Source organism: Arthrobacter sp. AQ5-05, assembly GCF_003287975.1.
In the GTDB taxonomy this organism is placed as follows: Bacteria; Actinomycetota; Actinomycetes; order Actinomycetales; family Micrococcaceae; genus Paeniglutamicibacter.
Genome location: NZ_QMKQ01000023.1, coordinates 1 through 19893 on the forward strand (window position 1 = coordinate 1; position 19893 = coordinate 19893).

A 19893-nucleotide genomic window follows, 5' to 3' on the forward strand; every position below is an offset into this window, starting at 1 on the left:
CTGCAAAAGCTCTATACCTTGCGATAACCACCCAATCGCTAAGCCGAGAAAGATGCCAGGAATCCCCGGAAACCCGGGCCAATCCCGGCATCCCTCGGCTTAGCGTTTTCCTCGGCATAATCGCTGTGGATGTGGTCGATCGGGTAGGGGAATTGGTTGCTGACCTCGTCCAAGGCCTCGACGATCCATTTGGAGGCCTTGTTCTTGATGGCCCGGTTCACGGTCCACCCGGTGAAGACGTCGGTGGCCGTGAGGGTGTAGGCATATTCGCCCTTGAGGGTGTGTCCGCAATGGGCGACGGTGTCCACGGAGATCAGGCCGGGTTGCTCATCGAGCGCAGAGACGCGGGTCATGAGGGGAATCAGCTCGGAGAGCCTGGTCTTGTGGGAGCGGGTGGAGGACTTCCCCAGGGGGTCCATCGCGGCCCTGGTGGGCTTGAGCAGCCGGTCGATGGTCGCCGGGCTGATCGCCAGGAGCTGGGAGCGCACCGCCGGGGTGTAGCGGCGGGCTTCGAGGCCGAAGCTGTGGAAGGTTTCCATGTTGTCCAGCGAGGGTTCCATGACCGCGGCCAGGTATTTCCCGCAGGGTTGCCCGAGGTTGTTCCACACCCTGACAAGGACCTTGACGGTGTCGTATCCGTAGGTCGGCGGGCGTGGCTTGCGGGCCGCACGGGTGGCGGGCCCCTTGCGTTTGAGGGCGTTTCCGAGCTGCCGGCGGGCGTTGGCCCGGGACCAGCCGAACTGGGCGACCAGCCGGTCAAGGATCTCGCCCTTGACCTTCTTGGAGGCTCCCGCATAGCCGGCCGCCTCGTTCCTGGTGATTTCCTTGCGCGTAGCCATCGAGATCCCTGAGCCCATCCCTCCAGCACACCAAGGTGCCCGGACGTGCGCCAGAGATTTCGCGAGCATTTTCCAAATGAGGCACGGACCCCATTTCGCGAGCACTTTTCATGAGTCTCGCCGAAGGGTTTACAAGTTCAGAAAACTCTCCTAGACTCCAAATGAGATGCCAGCGGTTGGGGAACCGCTTGGGGGGATTACAAAATGTAATTGGTATCTAATGGGGTCTAGTTTTTCTTGGGGACCACTTCATTCCTCCAAAAATTTCTCATCAAGAATGATTCGCTGGGGGGCGAAATAATTTCGCACCTTCTTGACGCAGAAAATGGAGTTTCATCATGAACACCTTGTTCGCAAACATCTACCTTGGCCTGTACACCGTCGCGGGTAAGCTGCGTCGCGAGGAAAAGGGCGCGACAGCCGTCGAGTACGGACTGATGGTCGCGCTGATCGCGGTCGCCATCATCGTAACGGTCGCGGCCCTCGGCGGAGCACTGAGCGGCCTCTTCGCAGGTGTCACGGGTCGTATCCCCACAGTCGTCCCGTAAGACTACCGCTTAGGGGTGAGCGCACTGGCTGTGTTCACCCCTAAGCGCAGCAACTGCTCAAGGGCACCTATCGGGCATTCGCTTTCAATCTGGAGCAACTGTCGTGATACGTCCGACACCAGCCGACCGCCAGCGGTCCAGCTAGTGAAAAACCGCCAACGCTTCCTACCCAAGGATCGCAAGATGAGACATCGACTCATGGATTCCAAAGGTGCTTCCGCCGTGGAGTTCGCTCTCGTACTTCCCGTTCTGATAGCTATCCTCCTGGGCATCGTGGAATTGGGCTTTCTGTTCAACCAACAAATTTCACTCACTCAGGCAGCACGTGAGGGAGCGCGTGCCTACGCAATCCACCACGGCGAGGTGGGCTTCGACCTAACCGACGCTGTTCAGCTTGCAGCTCCATCCGTCGCAGGGGTGACAGCTTCGCCATCTCAGACGGCCGGCGCTTGCACTGACGGCTCAACAATTGTCGTCGTTGCTTCGGTCCCATACAAGTCCCTGAGCGGCTGGTTCGACTTTCTCATTGATCGGGACACACTCTGGGGACAAGGAGCAATGCGATGCGGGGGATGACAGTGTCGAAAGAAAGCGGTGCCGTGTCCGTCGTTGTTGCCTTCATGATGATTGCGCTGCTCGGATTCGCAGCGATATCAATCGACGTCGGGCGGCTCTATTGGGAAAAGTCCCAACTCCAGGCTGGAGCCGACAATGCAGCGCTAAGCATCGCAAATGCGTGCGCTGCGGACATGGCGTCTGAGGATTGCACGGATCCAGTTGGCACCGCCGAAGAGATCGCGGGCTTTAGCGCAAATGAGGGAACCAGCGGTGTTAAGTATGCAACTGTGATACCGGGACGGGCGTCTGTCATGACTGCTGCCGACGACATCGCTGACAGTGACTCTGTCGGCCTCTGGTTTGCCAATATTTGGGGCTTCGACGATACACTCGTGAACGCTATTTCGGTCGCGACTTGGGGAGGGCCTACGGGAGGCACGTTCGCATTTCCCTTGGCGTTTTCGGAATGTGCTCTGCACGAATTCATCGCAACAAATGCTGCATCGTCTGGGAAGTCGTGGCTCAAGTACAAGGGCGACTCGCCCACCTGCGGTTCGATCTATCACGCAGCAAACATCGTTCCAGGCGGTTGGGGATACCTGGATCCCACGAAGGACGTCTCAGGTACAACAGACGGAGCATGCGTGCTGACGCTAGACCTGACGGTCAAAACCGTCTATGAAGGCTCATCCGGCAACTCCATTCCGAGCAACGCGTGCAAAACGAAACTGGACGATTGGATCATCGAAGCAAATACCAATGGCTACGCGGAGGTCTACTTTCCCATCTTTTCCAAAGTCACAGGTACCGGTGGCGGCAATTACACAATCCAGGGAATCGCGGCATTTCGTATCTACGCCTGGAAGCTCTCCGGTGGCGGCACACCCGACACCTTCAAAGATTCTGCCTACCCGGGCTGCTCGGGCAATTGCCGAGGTATATACGGGGAATTCGTTCGCATGATGGATGAAGACGAACTCACGGGCGGGGGCGGACAGGATCTCGGCGTCACGCGACCACCATCACTCATCGAGTAGCTACTCGTCACCGACACTTAGCTAGACCGAACTACGCAATAGCCATTTCAAGCCTTGGGGGCACAATATGAAGACACGGCTGCTTGGGGGCATGGCAGCACTGGTACTGGCGATTGTCGGTACGGTTCTACTCCTCACCTACGTGCAGGGCGCAGACGCCCGCGCACAATCATCGCTCGATCCCGTGAAGGTGCTGGTCGCCACACGTGACGTGCCGGCTGGCACCCCGGTCGCCGAACTGGCCACAGCATTCAAGGAGCAGAGCCTGCCGGCAGTCGCCGTTCCGAAGGATGCGCTGGACACGCTCGCGGACCAGGACGGCAAGGTCTTGGCGCAGGCGGTCACCGCTGGCGAACAGCTCCTTGCGGCCAAACTTGTCACAGAGGATTCGCTCCTCACTCCCGGGACAGTCGATGTCCCCGAGGGCAAACAGGAGGTCACCGTCCTTCTGGAGCCCGAGCGGGTGGCCGGCGGCAACCTCCGCGCCGGGGACACCGTTGGCGTCTTTGGCAGCTTCACCGTCAAGGACAAGAACAACAAGGACGCCGACGAAACCGAGATCACCAAGCTCCTCGACGAGCAGGTCCTGGTCACCGCCATCCAGATAGCGGCAGCCGAGGCGGAAAGCACCGCCGAGGGCGCTGCGGCACTGCCGGTCGGCTCCGCCTATGTCACCTTCGGAGTCGACTCCGCCCAGGCGGCCAAGATCATCCACACCCGCGAGTTCGGCCTGGTCTGGCTGACCAAGCAGAACGAGGACACCGCCAAGGGCGACAGCCGTGTCTGGGAAATCAATCAGGTGCTGAAATGAGCCGCTTCCTGCTCCTGACAGACTCCGTCGAGTTCGAACGCCGCGTCCTGGCCGCCGTCAAGGGTGCCATGCCCGGCGCAGTCCAGCGCATCGCAGCCGGGGCCGCGAACCTCTCGCCGCACGATCTGCTCGCCCGCAGCATCGGCGAGACGACCGACGTCGTCATCCTGGGCCCGGACACGGACCGTGAGGCAGCCCTCCGACTGGCCACCGCGCTGGACCTGCTGAACCCCGACATCTCCGTGGTGCTCACCTCCGGCGCCGATCCGCAGCTGGTGGTTCTCGCCATGCGCGCCGGCGTGCGGGACATCACGGAACCCGATGCCGACCCCGCCACCTTGCGCGTGCTCCTGGAGCGCGCCTGCCTGTCCACGGACGGGCGGCGGCGCCTGGCCGGCGACGGCGGTTCCAATGAACGACGTCGTGGGCGCGTCGTCGCGGTCATGTCACCCAAGGGCGGCGTGGGCAAGACCACGGTGGCGACCAACCTTGCCGTCGGGCTGGCGAAGACCGCCCCGATGGGGGTGGTGATCGTGGATCTGGACCTGCAGTTCGGCGACGTCGCCGGTGCCCTGAATCTGGATCCTGAGCACACCATCACCGACGCCGTCTTCGGCGCGGCGGCCCAAGACTCAATGGTCCTCAAGGCCTTCCTGACGGTCGACGACACGGGTGTCTACGCGCTCTGCGGGCCCAAGAGCCCGGCCGACGCAGACCTCATCACCCCGGAACAGGTCGCCGTGCTGATCAACCAGCTCGCGGCCGAGTTCCAGTATGTCGTACTCGACACGGCTCCCGGCCTCGGCGAGCATCTGCTCGCGGCGCTCGAACAGGCCACCGACGCCGTATGGGTGTGCGGGATGGACGTGCCCAGCATCCGCGGGCTGAACACGGGGTTCGGCGTATTGCGCGAGCTCCAGCTCATCCCGCAGGGGCGCCACGTGGTGCTGAACTTCGCGGACCGTCGCAGCGGCCTCACGGTCCAGGACGTCGAGGCCTCCATCGGTGTCCCAGTCGACGCCGTGGTCCCCCGGTCCCGCGCCGTCCCTCTCAGCACCAACAAGGGAACGCCGCTGCTGACCGACCGCTCGCACGATGCCGCGGCACGCGGCCTCACGAAGCTTGCGCGTCGCTTCGACGCCGACCAATCAACCAACAACCGCAAGATCCACCGCAGGGAAGTAGTCCGATGAACCTCGCCAGCCGCCTCACAGCAGCCCGCCGCAGCGAGCCGGAGCCCGCCACCAATCCTGCCGGGGGAATCCCTGACGACGCCGTGGCGTCGCCGCCGACCGCGGGTTCCGTTCCCGCGGAGTCCGGTCCACTCGATGCCCTACCGAGCGCCTCTCCGCTCGGTGGCGAGGAACCCGGCGTCGTGTCGTCACCCGAATCCGACCTTGCTGCGTTTGCCGTCGCACCTGCCGCACCGGCGCGACGAGGGACCGTGGACGCCTTGGCCGGCCTCAAGGCACGTGCTGCCGAGGCGCTGTTCGAGCGCCTCGGCGCGCGCATCACCGATCCCTCGCTCACCGAAGAACAGTTGCGCAAGCTGGCCCGAGACGAACTCAGCCAGGTGATCGACGCCGAGCAGGTGCCGCTCTCCCCCGAGGAACGACGGCGGCTGATCCGAGACATCGGCGACGAGGTCCTCGGGTTGGGACCACTGCAGCGCATGCTGGACGACCCCGAGATCAGTGAAATCATGGTGAACCGCCGCGACCAGATCTACGTGGAACGCAACGGCAAGCTTGAGGCGACCGACGCCACTTTCAGTTCCGAGGAACAGTTGCGCCGCATCATCGAGCGTATTGTGTCCAAGGTTGGACGGCGCATCGACGAGTCGTCACCGTTGGTGGACGCCCGGCTCGAGGACGGAAGCCGAGTCAACGCCATCATCCCGCCGCTGGCTGTCAACGGACCGTCGATCACGATCCGCAAGTTCTCCAGGGATCCGCTGACGGTACGGAACTTGATCGAGTTCGGCACCTTGACTCCGGACATGGCCCACCTGTTGGAGGCCTGCGTCAAGGCACGGCTGAACATCATCGTCTCCGGCGGCACCGGTACCGGCAAGACCACGCTGCTCAACGTCCTGTCCAGCTTCATTCCGATGGACGAGCGCATCGTCACCATCGAAGACGCTGTGGAATTGCAACTCCAGCAAGACCACGTCGTCCGGCTGGAGAGTCGTCCCGCGAACATCGAGGGCAAGGGCGCCGTCACCATTCGCGATTTGGTCAAGAACTCCCTCCGCATGCGGCCGGACCGCATCGTGGTGGGCGAGGTCCGCGGTGGCGAATCGCTGGACATGCTGCAGGCCATGAACACCGGCCACGACGGCTCCATCTCCACCGTACACGCCAACACCCCGCGCGACGCCATAGCCCGCCTCGAGACGCTGGTCCTGATGGCCGGCATGGATCTGCCGCTACGCGCCATCCGCGAGCAAGTGGCCTCTGCCGTGAACCTGATCGTGCACCTCACAAGGCTCCGAGACGGCACTCGCCGGGTGACGCACCTGACCGAGGTGCAGGGCATGGAGGGCGACATTGTCACGCTCCAGGACGCGTTTCTTTTCGATTACTCGGCCGGCATGGACGCCCAAGGACGCTTCCTCGGCAAGCCGGTGCCGACCGGCGTGCGGCCCCGCTTCCTGGACCACTTCCACGAGGTCGGCGTCAAGCTTCCGCCGGGAATCTTCGGGACGCCGGGCGGCGCCGGAGCGGGAACCGGTGCACAAACGGGCGCCAGCAAGGGCCGGTGGTAACCATGGAAGGGATTCTGCTCGCAGCCGGTTTATTCGCTGGGCTCGCCGCCATGTTGTTGCTGTTGCTGGTGGTGCTGAGGCCCGTCAGCGCCGAGGTACCCATCGAACGACGCCGGATGGGCGAGACGGCCCCTGAGTCGCCGTCCCTGCTCAGCCGCTTCAGCGGTGCGACGGTCAGGGCCGTGGGGCGCAACACGACCGCAAGCGCGGGCGGGCCCTTTGGCCGGGACGCGCTGCAGGCCGCGGGCGTCAAACAGGATCCGGCGGAGTTCCTGGTACTCGTAGGGTCTGCGGCGCTGGCCGCCGGCGTTGTTGGCCTGCTCCTTGGCGGAGTCGGTCTTGCCGTGCTCCTTGCGGTACTTACCCCGGCTGGTGCTTGGGCGTTCCTGCAAGTACGCGCGGACCGGCGCCGTGCCAGGTTCGAAGACCAGCTGCCGGACATGATCATGACCCTCTCAGGTAGCTTGCGCGCGGGCCACTCTGTGATGCGCGCGCTCGACGGCGCAGCACAGGAGTTCGATTCACCAATGGCAGAAGAGTTGGGCCGAATCTCCAATGAGTCACGGATGGGGCGCGACGCCGAACAGACGATGATGGAGACTGCGGCGCGCATGAAGTCGGAGGACTTCTCCTGGGTGGCCGAGGCGATCCAGATCAACCGCGAGGTCGGCGGGGACCTGGCCGTGGTGTTGGACCAAGTCGGCGAGACGATCCGAGAGCGTTCCCAGATCAAGGGACAGGTGAGGGCGCTGTCCGCTGAGGGCAAGTTGTCAGCCTACATCCTGGTGGGACTGCCTTTCGGGATCACCGGCCTGTTGTTCGTTATGAACCCGGGCTACATCGGGACACTTTTCAGCCACCCACTGGGCATCGGCATGCTCGTGGTGGGCGGCATCATGATGGCGATCGGCTCCTTCTGGATGAGCCGCATGGTCAAGATCAAGTTCTAGGGGGAAGATCATGGGAATTACAACCATCGGATGGATATCCATAGCGCTGGTGGTGCTGCCGCTCTCGTTCATCGTATGGGGACTGGTCTCGGTGGACCGCAACCAACTGGTGCTGGTGCGGCAAAACCTTTCAAGGTCCGCAGTGGCACCCGGCGAAGAAATCAAGGGCAGCGGCGACAACGAATTCGCGGCACTTGCCCGGCGTCTGACACCCGGCAGCTACGCGGCGAAACTGGATCGCATGTTGGCCATGGCCGGCAGGACGGCATCGTGGCCGCTGGACCGGGTGTTGATGATGAAGCCGTTGTTGGCGTTGGGTGGGGCCCTGGTTGGTGTCCTCCTGTTTTCGTCCAACCCGGGCACGGGCATATTCGTTCTCGGCCTGGCCCTGGCGGTATTCGGCTATTTCCTGCCGGACCTTCTGGTCTACAACAACGGCATCAAACGCCAGCAGGCGATCCAGTTGGAGCTGCCCAACACGCTGGATCAACTGCTGATCTCGGTTGAGGCGGGGCTGGGTCTGGAATCCGCCATGGCACGTGTGGCCGCGGGAGGACAGGGGCCGCTGGCGGAGGAAATGGGACGCACACTCCAGGAGATGCAGGTGGGACGTTCGCGCAGGGAAGCCTACGCCGCGATGGCCGACCGCTCCTCCGTTGCAGACCTCAAATCATTCGTACGGGCCGTAGTCCAGGCAGACAAGTACGGGATTGGCATCGCCAGGGTGTTGCGGACGCAGGCTGGCCAAATGCGCATCAAGCGCCGGCAGCGGGCCGAGGAAACGGCGATGAAATTGCCGGTCAAGATCCTGTTTCCGCTTTTGCTTTTCATTTTCCCGACGCTGTTCATCGTAATCCTGGGGCCTGCGGCCATCAACATCATGAAGAGCGGGATCTTTGGCTGACCCACGCCGCCCAAGACGGGCCGCGGCCATTTTCGTGATTCCCTGATTCCTACTCGGCGGCGAAGGCCACGCCTTCGCCAATGACCCGAAGGTTCAGTTCCATGCCGGGACGTGCCATCGACGCGTTCCAGTGCCGGATGGTAATGATTTCGCCACCCCCGACAAGGCCGGGAACCGGGGAGAGCTTGATCCGCACCGTGGTCTCCGGCCCGAAGAACACCGTGTCGACCACGGTCCCCTTGATCGGCCCCTCCGCGGTGATCCGGATCTGCTCCGGGCGCAGCATCAGCCTCACCCGGCCCTGAACGGTCGCGTGCCGCACCGGAATGCCGCCCAGCGAACAGGTGGCCAGCGAACCCTGGAGCAGTGCGTCCAGCATGACCGCGTCCCCCAGGAACTCGGCGGTGTCCAAGTCCGCAGGGCGGGTGTAGACGGAGAACGGCGTGCCGGTCTGGGCAAGCCTTCCCCCGCGCATGACCGCCACCTGGTCGGCAAAGGACAGCGCCTCGCCCTGGTCGTGGGTGACCAGGATCGTGGTGATCTCCGCGGCTAGCAGGACATCTGCCACGGCCTTGCGCGTGGCCACGCGCAGCCCGGCATCCAGGGCCGAGAACGGCTCGTCCAGCAGCATCAGCTTGGGCTTGCGGGCCAGGGCACGGGCCAGGGCCACGCGCTGCTGCTGCCCGCCGGAGATCTCGTGCGGGCGCCGCTCCCCCATGGATGCCTCCAGGGAGACCATCTCCAACAGCTCGGCCACGCGCCGGGTATTCGCCCTGCGACCGGCAACGTTCCAGGAGCGATCCAGCCCAAAGGCAATGTTCTGGGCCACGCTCAGGTGCGGGAAGAGCGCCCCGTCCTGTGCCACGTACCCGATCTCGCGCTTGTGTGCAGGCACCCACGCATCCCCGGCCACCGTGCGGTTGTTCAGCTCAATGGTTCCGGAATCCGGGTTTTCGAAGCCCGCGATCAGCCTCAACAAGGTGGTCTTGCCGGATCCCGAGGGCCCGACGATTGCGGTGGTTCCTCCCTCGTTCAGGGCGAGGTCGACCCCCTTGAGGACTTCCTTGTTGCCGAAGCTCTTGACCAGGTTGCTGGTGCGCAGGAACTTGACAGCTGGCATGAGCCCGTAGAACTTGTGGGCCTGGGGAATCTGGGTGGTCACTGTCCGGCTGCTTTCTTTGACTGTTGGAACAGCAGGTAGGTCATGGGCAAGGAAATAAGGATCATCAACAACGCGTAGGGTGCGGCGCCCGCATAGTCGATTTCGCTGCTCTTGGCCCAAAATGCGGTTGCCAGGGTGCGGGTGCCGTTGGGTGCCAGCAACAAGGTTGCCGTCAATTCATTGACAATGGCCAGGAACACCAGCGCCACCCCCCCGGCCGCCGCCGGGGCGCTCAATCGGAGGGTCACCCGGAAGAAGGCCACAGCCGGGGACCTGCCCAGCGAGCGGGCCGCCTCCTCGAGTTCGCGCGGTGCCTGGGAGAGACCTGCGCGCAGGTTCACCAGCGCGCGCGGAAGGAAAAGCAGCACGTAGGCGGCCAACAACACGTACGCGCTTTGGTAGATCCCGGGAACCAAACGAATGGCAACCGTGACAAAGGCCAGACCGACCACGATCCCGGGCATCGAGCTGGTGATGTAGTTGGACAGCTCCAGCAGCTTGCTGAACCAGTTGGGGTGGCGCACGGCCAGGAACGCCATGGGGAAGGCCACCACGCAGGTGACCAGGGCGCCGGTGAGGCCGTAGCCCATGGTCTGGGCCAGGGCGGGGAAGAACTCTGTCGGGTCCCAGATCGCCGCTCCCCCGGCGACCAGCCAGCGAACCACCGAATACAGCGGCACGCCCAGGGAGAGCACGAACAGCGCGAGCAACGCCAGCTGGGCGGCGATCTCGTGGCGTCCCAGCCGCAGGCGCGTGGCCAGTCCCTGCACCCCGGACCCGACGCGCGAGTACCTCGCGTTGCCGCGGGTCTTGGCCTCGGCCAGCAGGAGCAGCATGCACAGCAGGACCAACACGCTGGCGAGCATGTTGCCCGCGGCCCCGTTGAAGGTGGACTGGAACTGGATCATGATCGCGGTGGTGAAGGTGTCGAAACGGATCATGGCAAAGGCGCCGTATTCCGAGAGCAGGTGCAGGGCCACCAACAACGAGCCGCCGGCCATGGCGATGCGGAGCTGCGGCAGCACCACCCGGAAGAACACGGCCCAGGGACCCAGACCCAGCGAGGCTGCCGACTGCTCGATGGCCGGGTCCAGCCGTCCCAGGGTCGCCGCGACGGGGATGTACACCAGCGGGAAGTAGGACAGCGTGGCGATCAGCGTGCCGGCGCCCAGGCCGGCCAGTGAGGGAATGGTCGAGGCCCAGGCGTAGCTGTTGACGAACGCAGGAATCGCCAGCGGGGCGGCCAGTGCCAGCGCCCACCAGCGGTGGCCATGCAGGTTGGTGCGTTCCACCAGCCAGGCACCGCCCACACCCAGCACGAGGCACAGCGGAAGCGTGACGAGCACCAGCAAGATGGTGTTGAGCAGCAGCTCACCGACACGCGGGCGCACGATGAGTTCGACGACTGTGTCCCAGCCAGTGGCCACCGTCATGTAGATGACGTAGCCCAGGGGAACCAGGGAGAACACGGCAATCAAGGTTGCCAAGATGACGAGCGTGGAAACGCCCAATGGCGGGCGGGGCTTGGTGCCCCCGCCCGCCATCTTCGGTTCCCGATATTTCGCGGGAACCAATTGAGTCTCGCTCATCTGGGTTACAGCAGTCCTGCCTTGGTCATGAGGTCGGTGACCTTGGCCGAGTCGAGCTTGGCCGGATCAACGGCCGGAGCTTGGAGTTCCTTCAGTGGGACCAGTTTCTCATTGGAAGCCACCTCGGAACCAACGGCGTACTCAAACGAAGTGCCGTCCTTGAGGATTTCCTGGCCCTTCTTGCCGGTGACAAACTTCAGGAATTCCTGGGCCTGCTCCGCGTGCTTCGAGGAGGCGAGGACGCCTCCACCGGAAACAGAAACGAAAGCTCCCGGATCCTGGTTCTTGAAGTAGTGCGAAGTGACGTTCTTTGAGTTCTCGCCGGTCTTGGCCTGGTCGCCATAGTAGTAGTAGTGGTAGATCAGCGCACCATCGACTTCACCGGCATTCACTGCCTTCATGGCGGTGGAGTTGCCCTTGTAGGCGGTGAAATTCTCCTTCATGCCCGCAAGCCATTCCGTGGTGGCTTCTTCGCCCTTGAGTTCCAGCAGCGCTGCAACGATGGCCTGGAAGTCGGCGCCGGTCGGGGATGCTGCCCACTTGCCCTTCCACTCCGGCTTGGCCAGGTCCAGCATGGACTTGGGCAGCTGGTCTGCGCTGATCTTCTTGGGGTCGTAGACGAACACGGTCGAGCGTGCTGCGATGCCGGTCCACTTGTTGGTGGACGGGCGGAACTCGGCAGGCACCTGGTCGATGGTGGCCTTGTCGATGTCTGCGAAGAGACCGGCATTCTCAACCTGCGTCATTGCGGGAGAATTCTCGGTCAGGAAGACGTCGGCCGGCGAGGCCTTGCCTTCCTGGATGATCTGGTTGGACATTTCGGTGTCCGAGCCGTTGCGTACGGTGACCTTGATGCCGGTCTCGGCGGTGAAGGCGTCAACCCATTCCTGGGTCAGGCTCTCGTGCTGTGCGTTGTAGACCGTGATTCCTCCGGCATCCGATTCTCCGGCGGCCGGTGCGTTTGCGGAGCATGCGGTCAAGCTGAGGGCGGCGGTGGCGATGAGGGCCATGCCAGCCAGCACGTTTTTACGAATCGTCATGGATCGGCGCTTTCTTATGGAGTGAAGGTATCCGGCGGGCCAGCAAGGATCTTGAGCAAACCCGCACACCTAGCTTAGGTATGACTTACCTAATTCACCAAACAAAAGAGGGGCGAATGGTCGCCGCGCTGGGAAGCCCAAGCCTCACCTTATGAGGCGGACCCAAAAAACTTTGCAGTGTGTTGAATCTGGTGAAGATCGTCGCGCTTGAATTCAGCCTACTGAGTCGACCTTTTTACATGAACTCCAAGGTTTCACTCCGGGAACTTTGACTCATTGACAGGTACAACGGTGAAGTGGGCCACACCGCTTGTCACATTGTCACAACTTGCCGCAAACCACCGCTCAAGACTGCCAGTCGGCAGATTGCACATTGTCCCCGAAGCCGAATGAACGGCGTCGGGGACAATGTGCAATATTCAAGTTTCGCAGTCCGCCGAGCGATCGGTCGACGACGTCAAGATCCGCCTACTTGTAGGGGCGGAACTCGCCGACCATCGGGCAGTCGAACGGGTCGCGGGCCGAGAGGCCGACCTTGTTCAGGTACGTAATGACCTGCGCGTAGGACTGGGTCACCGAGGTGACCGTGTACGGGACCTTAAGTTCGTGGCAGTATTCGCGCACGATCTCGGCGACGCCGGCGAGGTTGGCGCGCGGCATCGAGGGGAACAGGTGGTGCTCCACCTGGTAGTTCAGGCCGCCGAAGACATGCGAGAGCACGCGGTTGCCGAAGGTCGAGCGGGCCATGACGTTTCGGCTGGTGAGAACCTGGCGCGAGAAGAAGTCGATGCGCGACTCCTTGGGAATCATCGGCATGCCCTTGTGATTCGGGGCAAACGAGGCACCCATGTACACACCAAAGACCGCGAGCTGCACACCCAGGAACGCCGAGCCAATTCCTACCGGCAGGAAGATGTAGATGGCTGCCACATAGAGGGACAACCTGATGATGATGGAGATGATCTCACGTCGACGGTCCTTGACCCGATCGCCGGTGAACAAATAGATCATCGAGCGCATGTGCAAGTTGAAGCCCTCGAGGGTCAGCAACGGGAAGAAGAGGTAGCCCTGGCGTTCGGTGATCCACTTCAGGAAGCCCTTCTGCCTTTGGGCATCCTCGGTCTGGAACGAAATGGTGTCCCACTCGATATCGGGGTCCTTGCCGATGGTGTTGGGCATGGCGTGGTGCTTGTTGTGCTTGTTCATCCACCACTGGTAGCTGATGCCCACCACGAAGTTGGCCAGAAAGCGGCCGAACCTGTCGTTTGCCGGGCCCGAGGTCAGGATCTGGCGGTGCGAGGCCTCATGGGCAAGAAATGCGAACTGGGTGAGGATGACGCCAATGGCGGCGGCGATAAGCAGCTGATACCAGCTATCCCCCAACAGCACAAAGCCCGTAACGGCCCCTCCGAGAAGTGCCACCAACACGCTGACAAGCCCAAGATAGTGGCCCTTGCGGCGGCCCAGCAGGCCGGCATCGCGAACGCGGATCTTCAGGTGGCGGTAGTTGTTGGCTCCTGCGGAACCACGCGATACACGTTGCTCCGGGGCCGAGGGGGACAAAGTGGAACTCATACTGCTCAAGGGTCACTCCCGATTAGCGAGTAGGGCGACGATTTCAGTCGTAAGAACTGAAAATCTCGGTTCCTATGTTCATGAGCTTACGTGCTACGCATGTGAAGCACCTGATCGTTGCACAGTGACACCAAATATCCTGATTCATTTTCGGGCATGAACTTCCCGCAGGCATGCGGAAATAGGCGTGCTGGCCCCTGTTTCCGCGACTTTTTCCAACCCTCCCCACGTCACGACATATAACACTTATTGCATGTGTTACCTGCGTCACCCGAATGTTTTTTGCCCCGGCGCAGACCGAACCGCGGGTGCACTCCACCCGGGGTTCGGTGCCGATCATCGGCGTTAAGAAGACTTATTTCCGATTTGCGCGCAACACTTCCAAGCGCTGCCGGTACTCGGTCTCATCGATCTCTCCGCGTGCGTAGCGCTCGCGCAGCACGCCCTCGGCGCTCGCGGGGTCGCCCTGGATGAGGTGGCGCCAATACACTCGGCGGCTGAAGACAATGAAGAAGCCGATGAGCAGGATCCAGAAGATAGGGATCAGGACGAACCAGCCCGGTCCGTATCCCGGTCCCCAGGCATGGGCCGGCATCGCTGCCAGTGCGGGAAGAATCGTGGTTGTCATTTTGGTTGCTCCTCAAAGCATCGATTGCGGATTGCGAGGCCATTTGCCTCGTGTATCCACTTTCGTTCCTTGGGGTCCCTTGCCGCATCGGCCCGGTGGAGACACCTCGGATTGCGCGGCGTACTCCACCCGGTGCAGTTGCTGGTGCCGCTTGGATTAGGGTCCGTCGCGTCGAGGCTCCTGCGTGGTCGGCAGTGCGCCGGGAGTGATCAGCCCGCTTTCGTACGCGATCACCACGAGCCCTGTCCGGTCGCGCACGCCCATCTTCCCGATGATCCGGGAGACATGGGTCTTGGCCGTCAGCGGGGTGATGAAAAGTTGCTCGGCGATTTCGGCGTTGCTCTTGCCTGTGCCAATGAGCAGCAACACCTCGCGCTCGCGTTCGGTCAGTCCGTCCATGGCCGCAGGCCTCTGGGTGGGCGGCGGGGGCTGGGTGGCGGCAACCTGGGCCAGGAGCTTGCGGGTCACCGAGGGCGAAAGCAGCGAGTCCCCCGCCGCAACGATTCGCACGGCATGGATCAATTCCTCCGGTTCGGTGTCCTTGACCAGAAATCCGGAGGCTCCGGCTCGGATTGAATCGAGGATGTAGTCGTCGAGTTCGAAGGTGGTGAGCATGATGATCCGGGTGTGGGCCAAGTCGGCATCTGCGGTGATTGCTGCCGCGGCCGTGATGCCGTCTCCTTGGGGCATGCGGATGTCCATGAGCACGATGTCGGGTTTCAAGGCGCGGGCCTGGGCCAGCGCCTGCAGGCCGTTGGAAGCCTGGCCGAGCACCTGCATGTCGTCCTCGGCGCCCAGCAGCGCGGAGAAGCCTGCCCGGATCAACGACTGGTCATCAACAATGAGAAGGCCGATCATGGGGCTCCTTGGCTTCGTGTCGTGGCGTGCCTGGTTTTCAGGCACGCGTTGTTCCTGGTGCCGGCAGCCGGGCGCTGATCCTGGTTCCGGGAGTCGGTGCTCCCGGTGCATTCGCCGCGTCGATCGTCAGTGTGCCGCCGTGTGCACCCAGGCGTTCGCGCATGCCGCCGATTCCGTTTCCCTCGTTGCCAAGACCAATGCCAACTCCGTCGTCGGTGACCGTGACCGCGGCGTGCGCGTCATCCAGGTGCACGGCCACCACCACGCGGCTCGCCTTGGCGTGCCGCACGACATTGGTCAGGGATTCCTGGACCACCCGATAAAGGATGTTCTCCACCCGCTCATCGACCCACCCGGGAGGCGGCAACACCGGTGGGGTGAAGATGATCGACAAGTTGGCGCCACGGACCCGCTGCACCAGCTCGTCGAGCTGTTCCAGCCGCTGGCTGGGAACCCGCGGCGCATCCTGGCGCAGGACGGACAACACCTCACGCACCTCGGAGAGGGCTTCCTTGGATCCCGATTTGATGTTTTCCAAGGCCTCATACATGCCCTGGGCGTCGCCGCCCTTCTTGGCCAAATGAAGGGCCACGGAGGCCTGTACGTTGATCATCGACAGCGAATGCGCCACGACGTCATGGATGTCGCGTGCCAGCACCAATCGCTCCTCGTCACGCTGGTGCCTGGCCCGTTCCATGGACGCCCGGCGGTACTCATCCCGCCGCGTCCTGGCGCTGCGGCCCAGCTCACCCACCAGCAGGACGACTATCAGCCACACGAGCACGAAGAAGACCCGGGTGCTTTCACCATGCTGCATGGCCAGCAGCAGGAATCCGACCCCGGCAGCGGCAGCACTCCCCCAAGCCCACCAACGGGCACCGGCAAGGACTGCAAGGACGAGCCCCACGGCAAAGGAAAGGGGAAAGGGGCCCCAGGGGAAACCTGCCGCGACGTATCCAACTGTCACCAATCCGATGCCGGCGACCATGGGTCCGGGTGCGCGTCGACGCAGCAGCAGCAGGGCCGGACCCGCCAGCAGCAAGAGGACAGCAACCCAGGACAGCGAATCATTGAATCTGTGCGCGGCAAAGTGCGTGCCGACGATCTGGACGACCGCCACGGCCACCGGCAAAATGCCCAGCGGGGGACGGCGTCGATTGATCATGAGACGAGACTACTCGTTGTCCCAATCCGTGTTCATCCGGCCGCGGCCGTAGCGGGGTGTACACCACTGGGAGTACACCGTCAGCGGATACGGAAACGTTTCAAGCATGGTTCCACAGGCCATTTCAACACCACGGCATCCCGGGTCCCGCTACTTGCATGCGTTTCCGTCGGCGCAATCCGTGTTTCTCCGCGATAAGTTTGGCCATGCAGCTCAGGATCGCCAGCGGTCAATTTGAGTCAACATGGGAGAAGCCTTCAGCCTCTGGCCCCGTAATGGCAGTACATGCACCAGTGCACCAGCGAAACCTTCTCCGGAACCCCGGCTGGTATTTACCACGTAATTCTTCATCAAACGAAAGCAGTCGGTTGGGGCCTACCCACGAAACACGCGCAAAGGGCGTCAAAGGCAACGACCAAGGTCAGCGGTTACGCTCGAGCACCACTTCAATTCCCTGGCAGGTAAGGACCCACGGCTCGGGACTGGGTTCCAGGGTGCAGTCCTCGCTCAGGAGATACTTCCCGATCGGGAAACCGCTGTCGGGGAGCTCCGCATACATGAACCACGAGTGCGGAACCCAGACGGCGGTTATGTCGCCGTCGACCACGCTCCGCTCCAGGAGCACCCGCTTGCCATCCGTGGCGGTGACCAGATCCATCGACCCCATTCCGGCACCCATCATGATGACCAGGCAGGCCACCGCCCAGAACAGGAAGAGCACGGTGCCCACGGCGAAGAGCAGCAACTGCACAATGACAAAGACGGCGGTGTTCCGGATTCGCGCGACCAGTGGGCCGCCCAGCAGCAGCAACACCGCGCCGACTGCCAATCCCCCGAGCACAAATGCCAAGGCCGCGAATTCCCCGTCTTGCCAACCCAGATAAAAGACCAGCCTGTTGCCCGAGGCATCGCGGAGTTCTCGGTCGTACAACCAGCCGAAGACCGCGTAGCAGGCGGCGGCGAACACCAGCAGCCCGATGACCCACCGCAGGCGCTCCGACAGGGCGCGTCGAGTGACGGAAGCGGTGTCGGCGGTCATGGAGCAATCCTATGCATGGGACCTTGGCGACTTGCCCGGAAAGCACACGGCCCGCGTGCGGTTTCCCTCCTGTTGAAGGGGAACCGCACACGGGCCGCTGTCGTGCTGTGGCGGACTTGTTTACTGTCCGGCCGCGCGCTCCGCGGACTCGACCACGTTGGCCAGCAACATGGCACGGGTCATCGGACCCACGCCTCCCGGGTTCGGGGAGATCCAGGAAGCAACCTCGTGGGCAGCCGGCTCCACGTCACCGGTGACCACGGCCTTGCCGTTTTCGTCGTTGACACGCGAGACCCCCACGTCCAGCACGATCGCGCCGGGCTTGAGGTCCTTGGCCTTGATCATGTGCGGCACCCCCGCGGCGGCAACCACCACATCGGCCTCGGCGAGGTGCTTGGCCAGGTCCCTGGTGCCGGTGTGCGCCAGGGTGACCGTCGCGTTGATGTCGCGGCGGGTCAGCAGCAGCCCGATCGGGCGGCCAATGGTCACCCCGCGGCCCACGACCAACACGTTCTTGCCGTTCAGGTCGATGCCGTGGCGCTCCAGGAGCACCACGCAGCCCTTGGGCGTGCAGGGCAGCGGCGAGGTCATCGGGCGGTTGACGTTGGCAACCAGGCGGCCCAGGTTCATCGGGTGCAGGCCGTCGGCGTCCTTGGCCGGGTCCATGGCCTCGAGGATCACATCCGTATCGATGTGCGCCGGCAGCGGCAGCTGCACGATGTAGCCGGTGCATTCCGGGTTCTCGTTCAGCTCGCGGACCTTGGCCAGCAGGGCCTCCTGGGTGGTGTCCTCCGGCAGGTCCACGCGGATCGACTTGATGCCGACCTCCGCGCAGTCCTTGTGCTTGCCGCCGACGTACCAGGTGGAGCCCGGGTCGGACCCGACCAGGATGGTGCCCAGGCCGGGGGTGACGCCGCGTGCGGCCAGGGCCGCGACGCGTTCGGTCAGTTCGGCCTTGATGGCCTTTGCGGTTGCCTTGCCGTCAAGGATCTGTGCAGTCATGGGTGGTGGTGCTCCGTTCGGGAAAGTGGTTGCAGGCGCACGCTGTGGCGGCGGCCGTGCCGAGTTGGGGGCCGGTGGCCGATTACCAGTCTTCGAGGCCTTCGTAGAGCGGAAAGGCCTTGGCCAGGGTGTCCACGCGCGCAGCCAGTGCGGCCTTGTCGGCGTTCTGCCCGTCGCGCAGCGCGACACCGATGATGTCGGCGACCTCGGTGAAGGCCGCGGCGTCGAAGCCGCGGGTGGCCAGGGCCGGGGTGCCGATGCGCAGGCCAGAGGTGGTCATCGGCGGGCGCGGGTCGAACGGCACCGAGTTGCGGTTCACGGTGATCCCGATTTCATGCAGCAGGTCTTCGGCCTGCTTGCCGTCGAGCTCCGAGTTGCGCAGGTCCACCAGGACCAGGTGCACGTCGGTGCCGCCGGTGAGCACGGAGACGCCAGCACCGGTGACATCCTTGGCGGTCAGGCGCTCGGCCAGGATCTTGGCGCCCTCGAGAGTCAGGACCTGGCGCGCCTTGAATTCCTCGCCGGCGGCGATCTTGAAGGCCACGGCCTTGCCGGCGATCGCGTGCATGAGCGGCCCGCCTTGGTGGCCGGGGAAGACGTTGGAGTTGATCTTCTTGGCCAGGTCCGGATCGTTGGTCAGGATCAGGCCCGACCGCGGACCGGCAAGGGTCTTGTGCACGGTGGATGTGACCACGTCGGCGTACGGGACCGGGTTCGGGTGCAGTCCGGCAGCGACCAGCCCGGCGAAGTGGGCCATGTCGACCCAGAGCTTGGCACCGACTTCGTCGGCAATGGCGCGGAACTCGGCGAAATCGAGCTGGCGCGGGTAGGCGGACCAGCCGGCGATGATGACCTGCGGCTTCTCGGCGATGGCCTGGGCACGGAGCTTGACCATGTCCACGCGGAAGGTTTCCGGATCGACCTCGTAGGCGGCGACCTTGTAGAGCTTGCCGGAGAAATTCAGCTTCATGCCGTGGGTCAGGTGACCGCCGTGGGCCAGGGACAGGCCCAGGATCTTGTCACCGGGTTCGATCATGGCCGAGAGTGCCGCGGCGTTGGCCGAGGCGCCGGAGTGCGGCTGGACGTTGGCGAACTTGGAGCCAAAGAGGGTCTTCACGCGCTCGATGGCCAGGTTCTCGGCCACGTCCACGTGCTCGCAGCCGCCGTAGTAGCGGCGGCCCGGGTAGCCCTCGGCGTACTTGTTGGTCAGGACCGAGCCCTGGGCCTCGAGGACCGCGCGCGGGGCGAAGTTCTCGGAGGCGATCATTTCCAGGGTGTCGCGCTGGCGACCCAGCTCAAGCCTGAGGACCTCGGCGATTTCCGGATCGATCTCTGCGAGGGACTGGTTGGTCACGGGATTCTTGCTCATGGTGTTGAACTCCAGTGGGTGAGGGTTGGTCTTCGGGCAGGTACACATTGCG

The 19893-nt window shown here is 63.4% G+C and carries 19 protein-coding genes; 8 read left to right on the forward strand and 11 right to left on the reverse strand.

Annotated features, from left to right (window positions below; translation table 11 throughout):
- Positions 1–38: 38 nt before the first annotated feature.
- Positions 39–839: a transposase family protein gene (locus DQ353_RS16325; protein ID WP_146755285.1), complete on the reverse strand. Its 801-nt coding sequence runs from the start codon at positions 837–839 to the stop codon at positions 39–41.
- Positions 840–1177: 338 nt separating this feature from the next.
- Between DQ353_RS16325 and DQ353_RS16330 the strand changes: the two genes are divergently transcribed.
- From DQ353_RS16330 to DQ353_RS16365, 8 genes are all read left to right on the forward strand, one after another.
- Positions 1178–1387, forward strand: a complete 210-nt coding sequence (locus tag DQ353_RS16330; protein ID WP_113764121.1) for a Flp family type IVb pilin — start codon at positions 1178–1180, stop codon at positions 1385–1387.
- Between the two features lie 198 nt (positions 1388–1585).
- On the forward strand, positions 1586–1963 hold the full coding sequence (locus tag DQ353_RS16335) for a TadE/TadG family type IV pilus assembly protein (RefSeq protein ID WP_113764123.1): 378 nt from the start codon (positions 1586–1588) through the stop codon (positions 1961–1963).
- Positions 1951–2982 carry a pilus assembly protein TadG-related protein gene (locus DQ353_RS16340; protein WP_113764125.1) on the forward strand — a complete coding sequence of 344 codons (1032 nt, stop codon included), beginning with the start codon at positions 1951–1953 and terminating at the stop codon, positions 2980–2982. The genes DQ353_RS16335 and DQ353_RS16340 overlap by 13 nt, the downstream gene beginning before the upstream one ends.
- Before the next feature lie 91 nt (positions 2983–3073).
- Positions 3074–3793: a Flp pilus assembly protein CpaB gene (gene cpaB / locus DQ353_RS16345; RefSeq protein ID WP_286166865.1), complete on the forward strand. Its 720-nt coding sequence runs from the start codon at positions 3074–3076 to the stop codon at positions 3791–3793.
- Positions 3790–4986 carry a CpaE/TadZ family protein gene (locus tag DQ353_RS16350; RefSeq protein WP_113764129.1) on the forward strand — a complete coding sequence of 399 codons (1197 nt, stop codon included), beginning with the start codon at positions 3790–3792 and terminating at the stop codon, positions 4984–4986. The genes cpaB and DQ353_RS16350 overlap by 4 nt, the downstream gene beginning before the upstream one ends.
- The gene (locus tag DQ353_RS16355; protein WP_181578448.1) at positions 4983–6560 is read left to right on the forward strand and encodes a TadA family conjugal transfer-associated ATPase; all 1578 of its coding nucleotides are present in this window, start codon (positions 4983–4985) and stop codon (positions 6558–6560) included. Before DQ353_RS16350 ends, DQ353_RS16355 begins: the two co-directional genes overlap by 4 nt.
- Before the next feature lie 2 nt (positions 6561–6562).
- Positions 6563–7510 (forward strand): type II secretion system F family protein, encoded by a 948-nt coding sequence (locus tag DQ353_RS16360; RefSeq protein WP_113764131.1) that lies wholly within the window; start codon positions 6563–6565, stop codon positions 7508–7510.
- 49 nt (positions 7511–7559) lie between these two features.
- Entirely contained in the window at positions 7560–8414 is an 855-nt protein-coding gene (locus tag DQ353_RS16365; protein WP_353616703.1) for a type II secretion system F family protein, read from the forward strand.
- A gap of 49 nt (positions 8415–8463) precedes the next feature.
- Here DQ353_RS16365 and DQ353_RS16370 read toward each other — a convergent pair whose 3' ends face one another.
- From DQ353_RS16370 to glyA, 10 genes are all read right to left on the reverse strand, one after another.
- Entirely contained in the window at positions 8464–9534 is a 1071-nt protein-coding gene (locus DQ353_RS16370; RefSeq protein WP_113764201.1) for an ABC transporter ATP-binding protein, read from the reverse strand.
- Between the two features lie 38 nt (positions 9535–9572).
- Positions 9573–11165, reverse strand: coding sequence for an ABC transporter permease (locus tag DQ353_RS16375; protein WP_113764133.1), 1593 nt, complete (start codon positions 11163–11165; stop codon positions 9573–9575).
- Between the two features lie 5 nt (positions 11166–11170).
- Complete coding sequence (locus DQ353_RS16380) at positions 11171–12205, reverse strand: iron ABC transporter substrate-binding protein (protein ID WP_113764135.1); 1035 nt, start codon at positions 12203–12205, stop codon at positions 11171–11173.
- A 468-nt stretch (positions 12206–12673) separates the two neighbouring features.
- Positions 12674–13780, reverse strand: a complete 1107-nt coding sequence (locus DQ353_RS16385; RefSeq protein ID WP_286166866.1) for a fatty acid desaturase family protein — start codon at positions 13778–13780, stop codon at positions 12674–12676.
- A gap of 355 nt (positions 13781–14135) precedes the next feature.
- Positions 14136–14408 (reverse strand): SHOCT domain-containing protein, encoded by a 273-nt coding sequence (locus DQ353_RS16390; RefSeq protein ID WP_113764139.1) that lies wholly within the window; start codon positions 14406–14408, stop codon positions 14136–14138.
- A 156-nt stretch (positions 14409–14564) separates the two neighbouring features.
- Entirely contained in the window at positions 14565–15311 is a 747-nt protein-coding gene (locus DQ353_RS16395; protein WP_353616704.1) for a response regulator, read from the reverse strand.
- On the reverse strand, positions 15304–16431 hold the full coding sequence (locus DQ353_RS16400) for a sensor histidine kinase (RefSeq protein WP_113764143.1): 1128 nt from the start codon (positions 16429–16431) through the stop codon (positions 15304–15306). Before DQ353_RS16400 ends, DQ353_RS16395 begins: the two co-directional genes overlap by 8 nt.
- 421 nt (positions 16432–16852) lie before the next feature.
- Positions 16853–17470, reverse strand: coding sequence for a hypothetical protein (locus DQ353_RS16405; protein WP_113764145.1), 618 nt, complete (start codon positions 17468–17470; stop codon positions 16853–16855).
- A gap of 120 nt (positions 17471–17590) precedes the next feature.
- Positions 17591–18472: a bifunctional methylenetetrahydrofolate dehydrogenase/methenyltetrahydrofolate cyclohydrolase gene (locus DQ353_RS16410; RefSeq protein WP_113764147.1), complete on the reverse strand. Its 882-nt coding sequence runs from the start codon at positions 18470–18472 to the stop codon at positions 17591–17593.
- An 82-nt stretch (positions 18473–18554) separates the two neighbouring features.
- Positions 18555–19841, reverse strand: coding sequence for a serine hydroxymethyltransferase (gene glyA, locus DQ353_RS16415; protein WP_113764149.1), 1287 nt, complete (start codon positions 19839–19841; stop codon positions 18555–18557).
- Between the last annotated feature and the right edge of the window lie 52 nt (positions 19842–19893).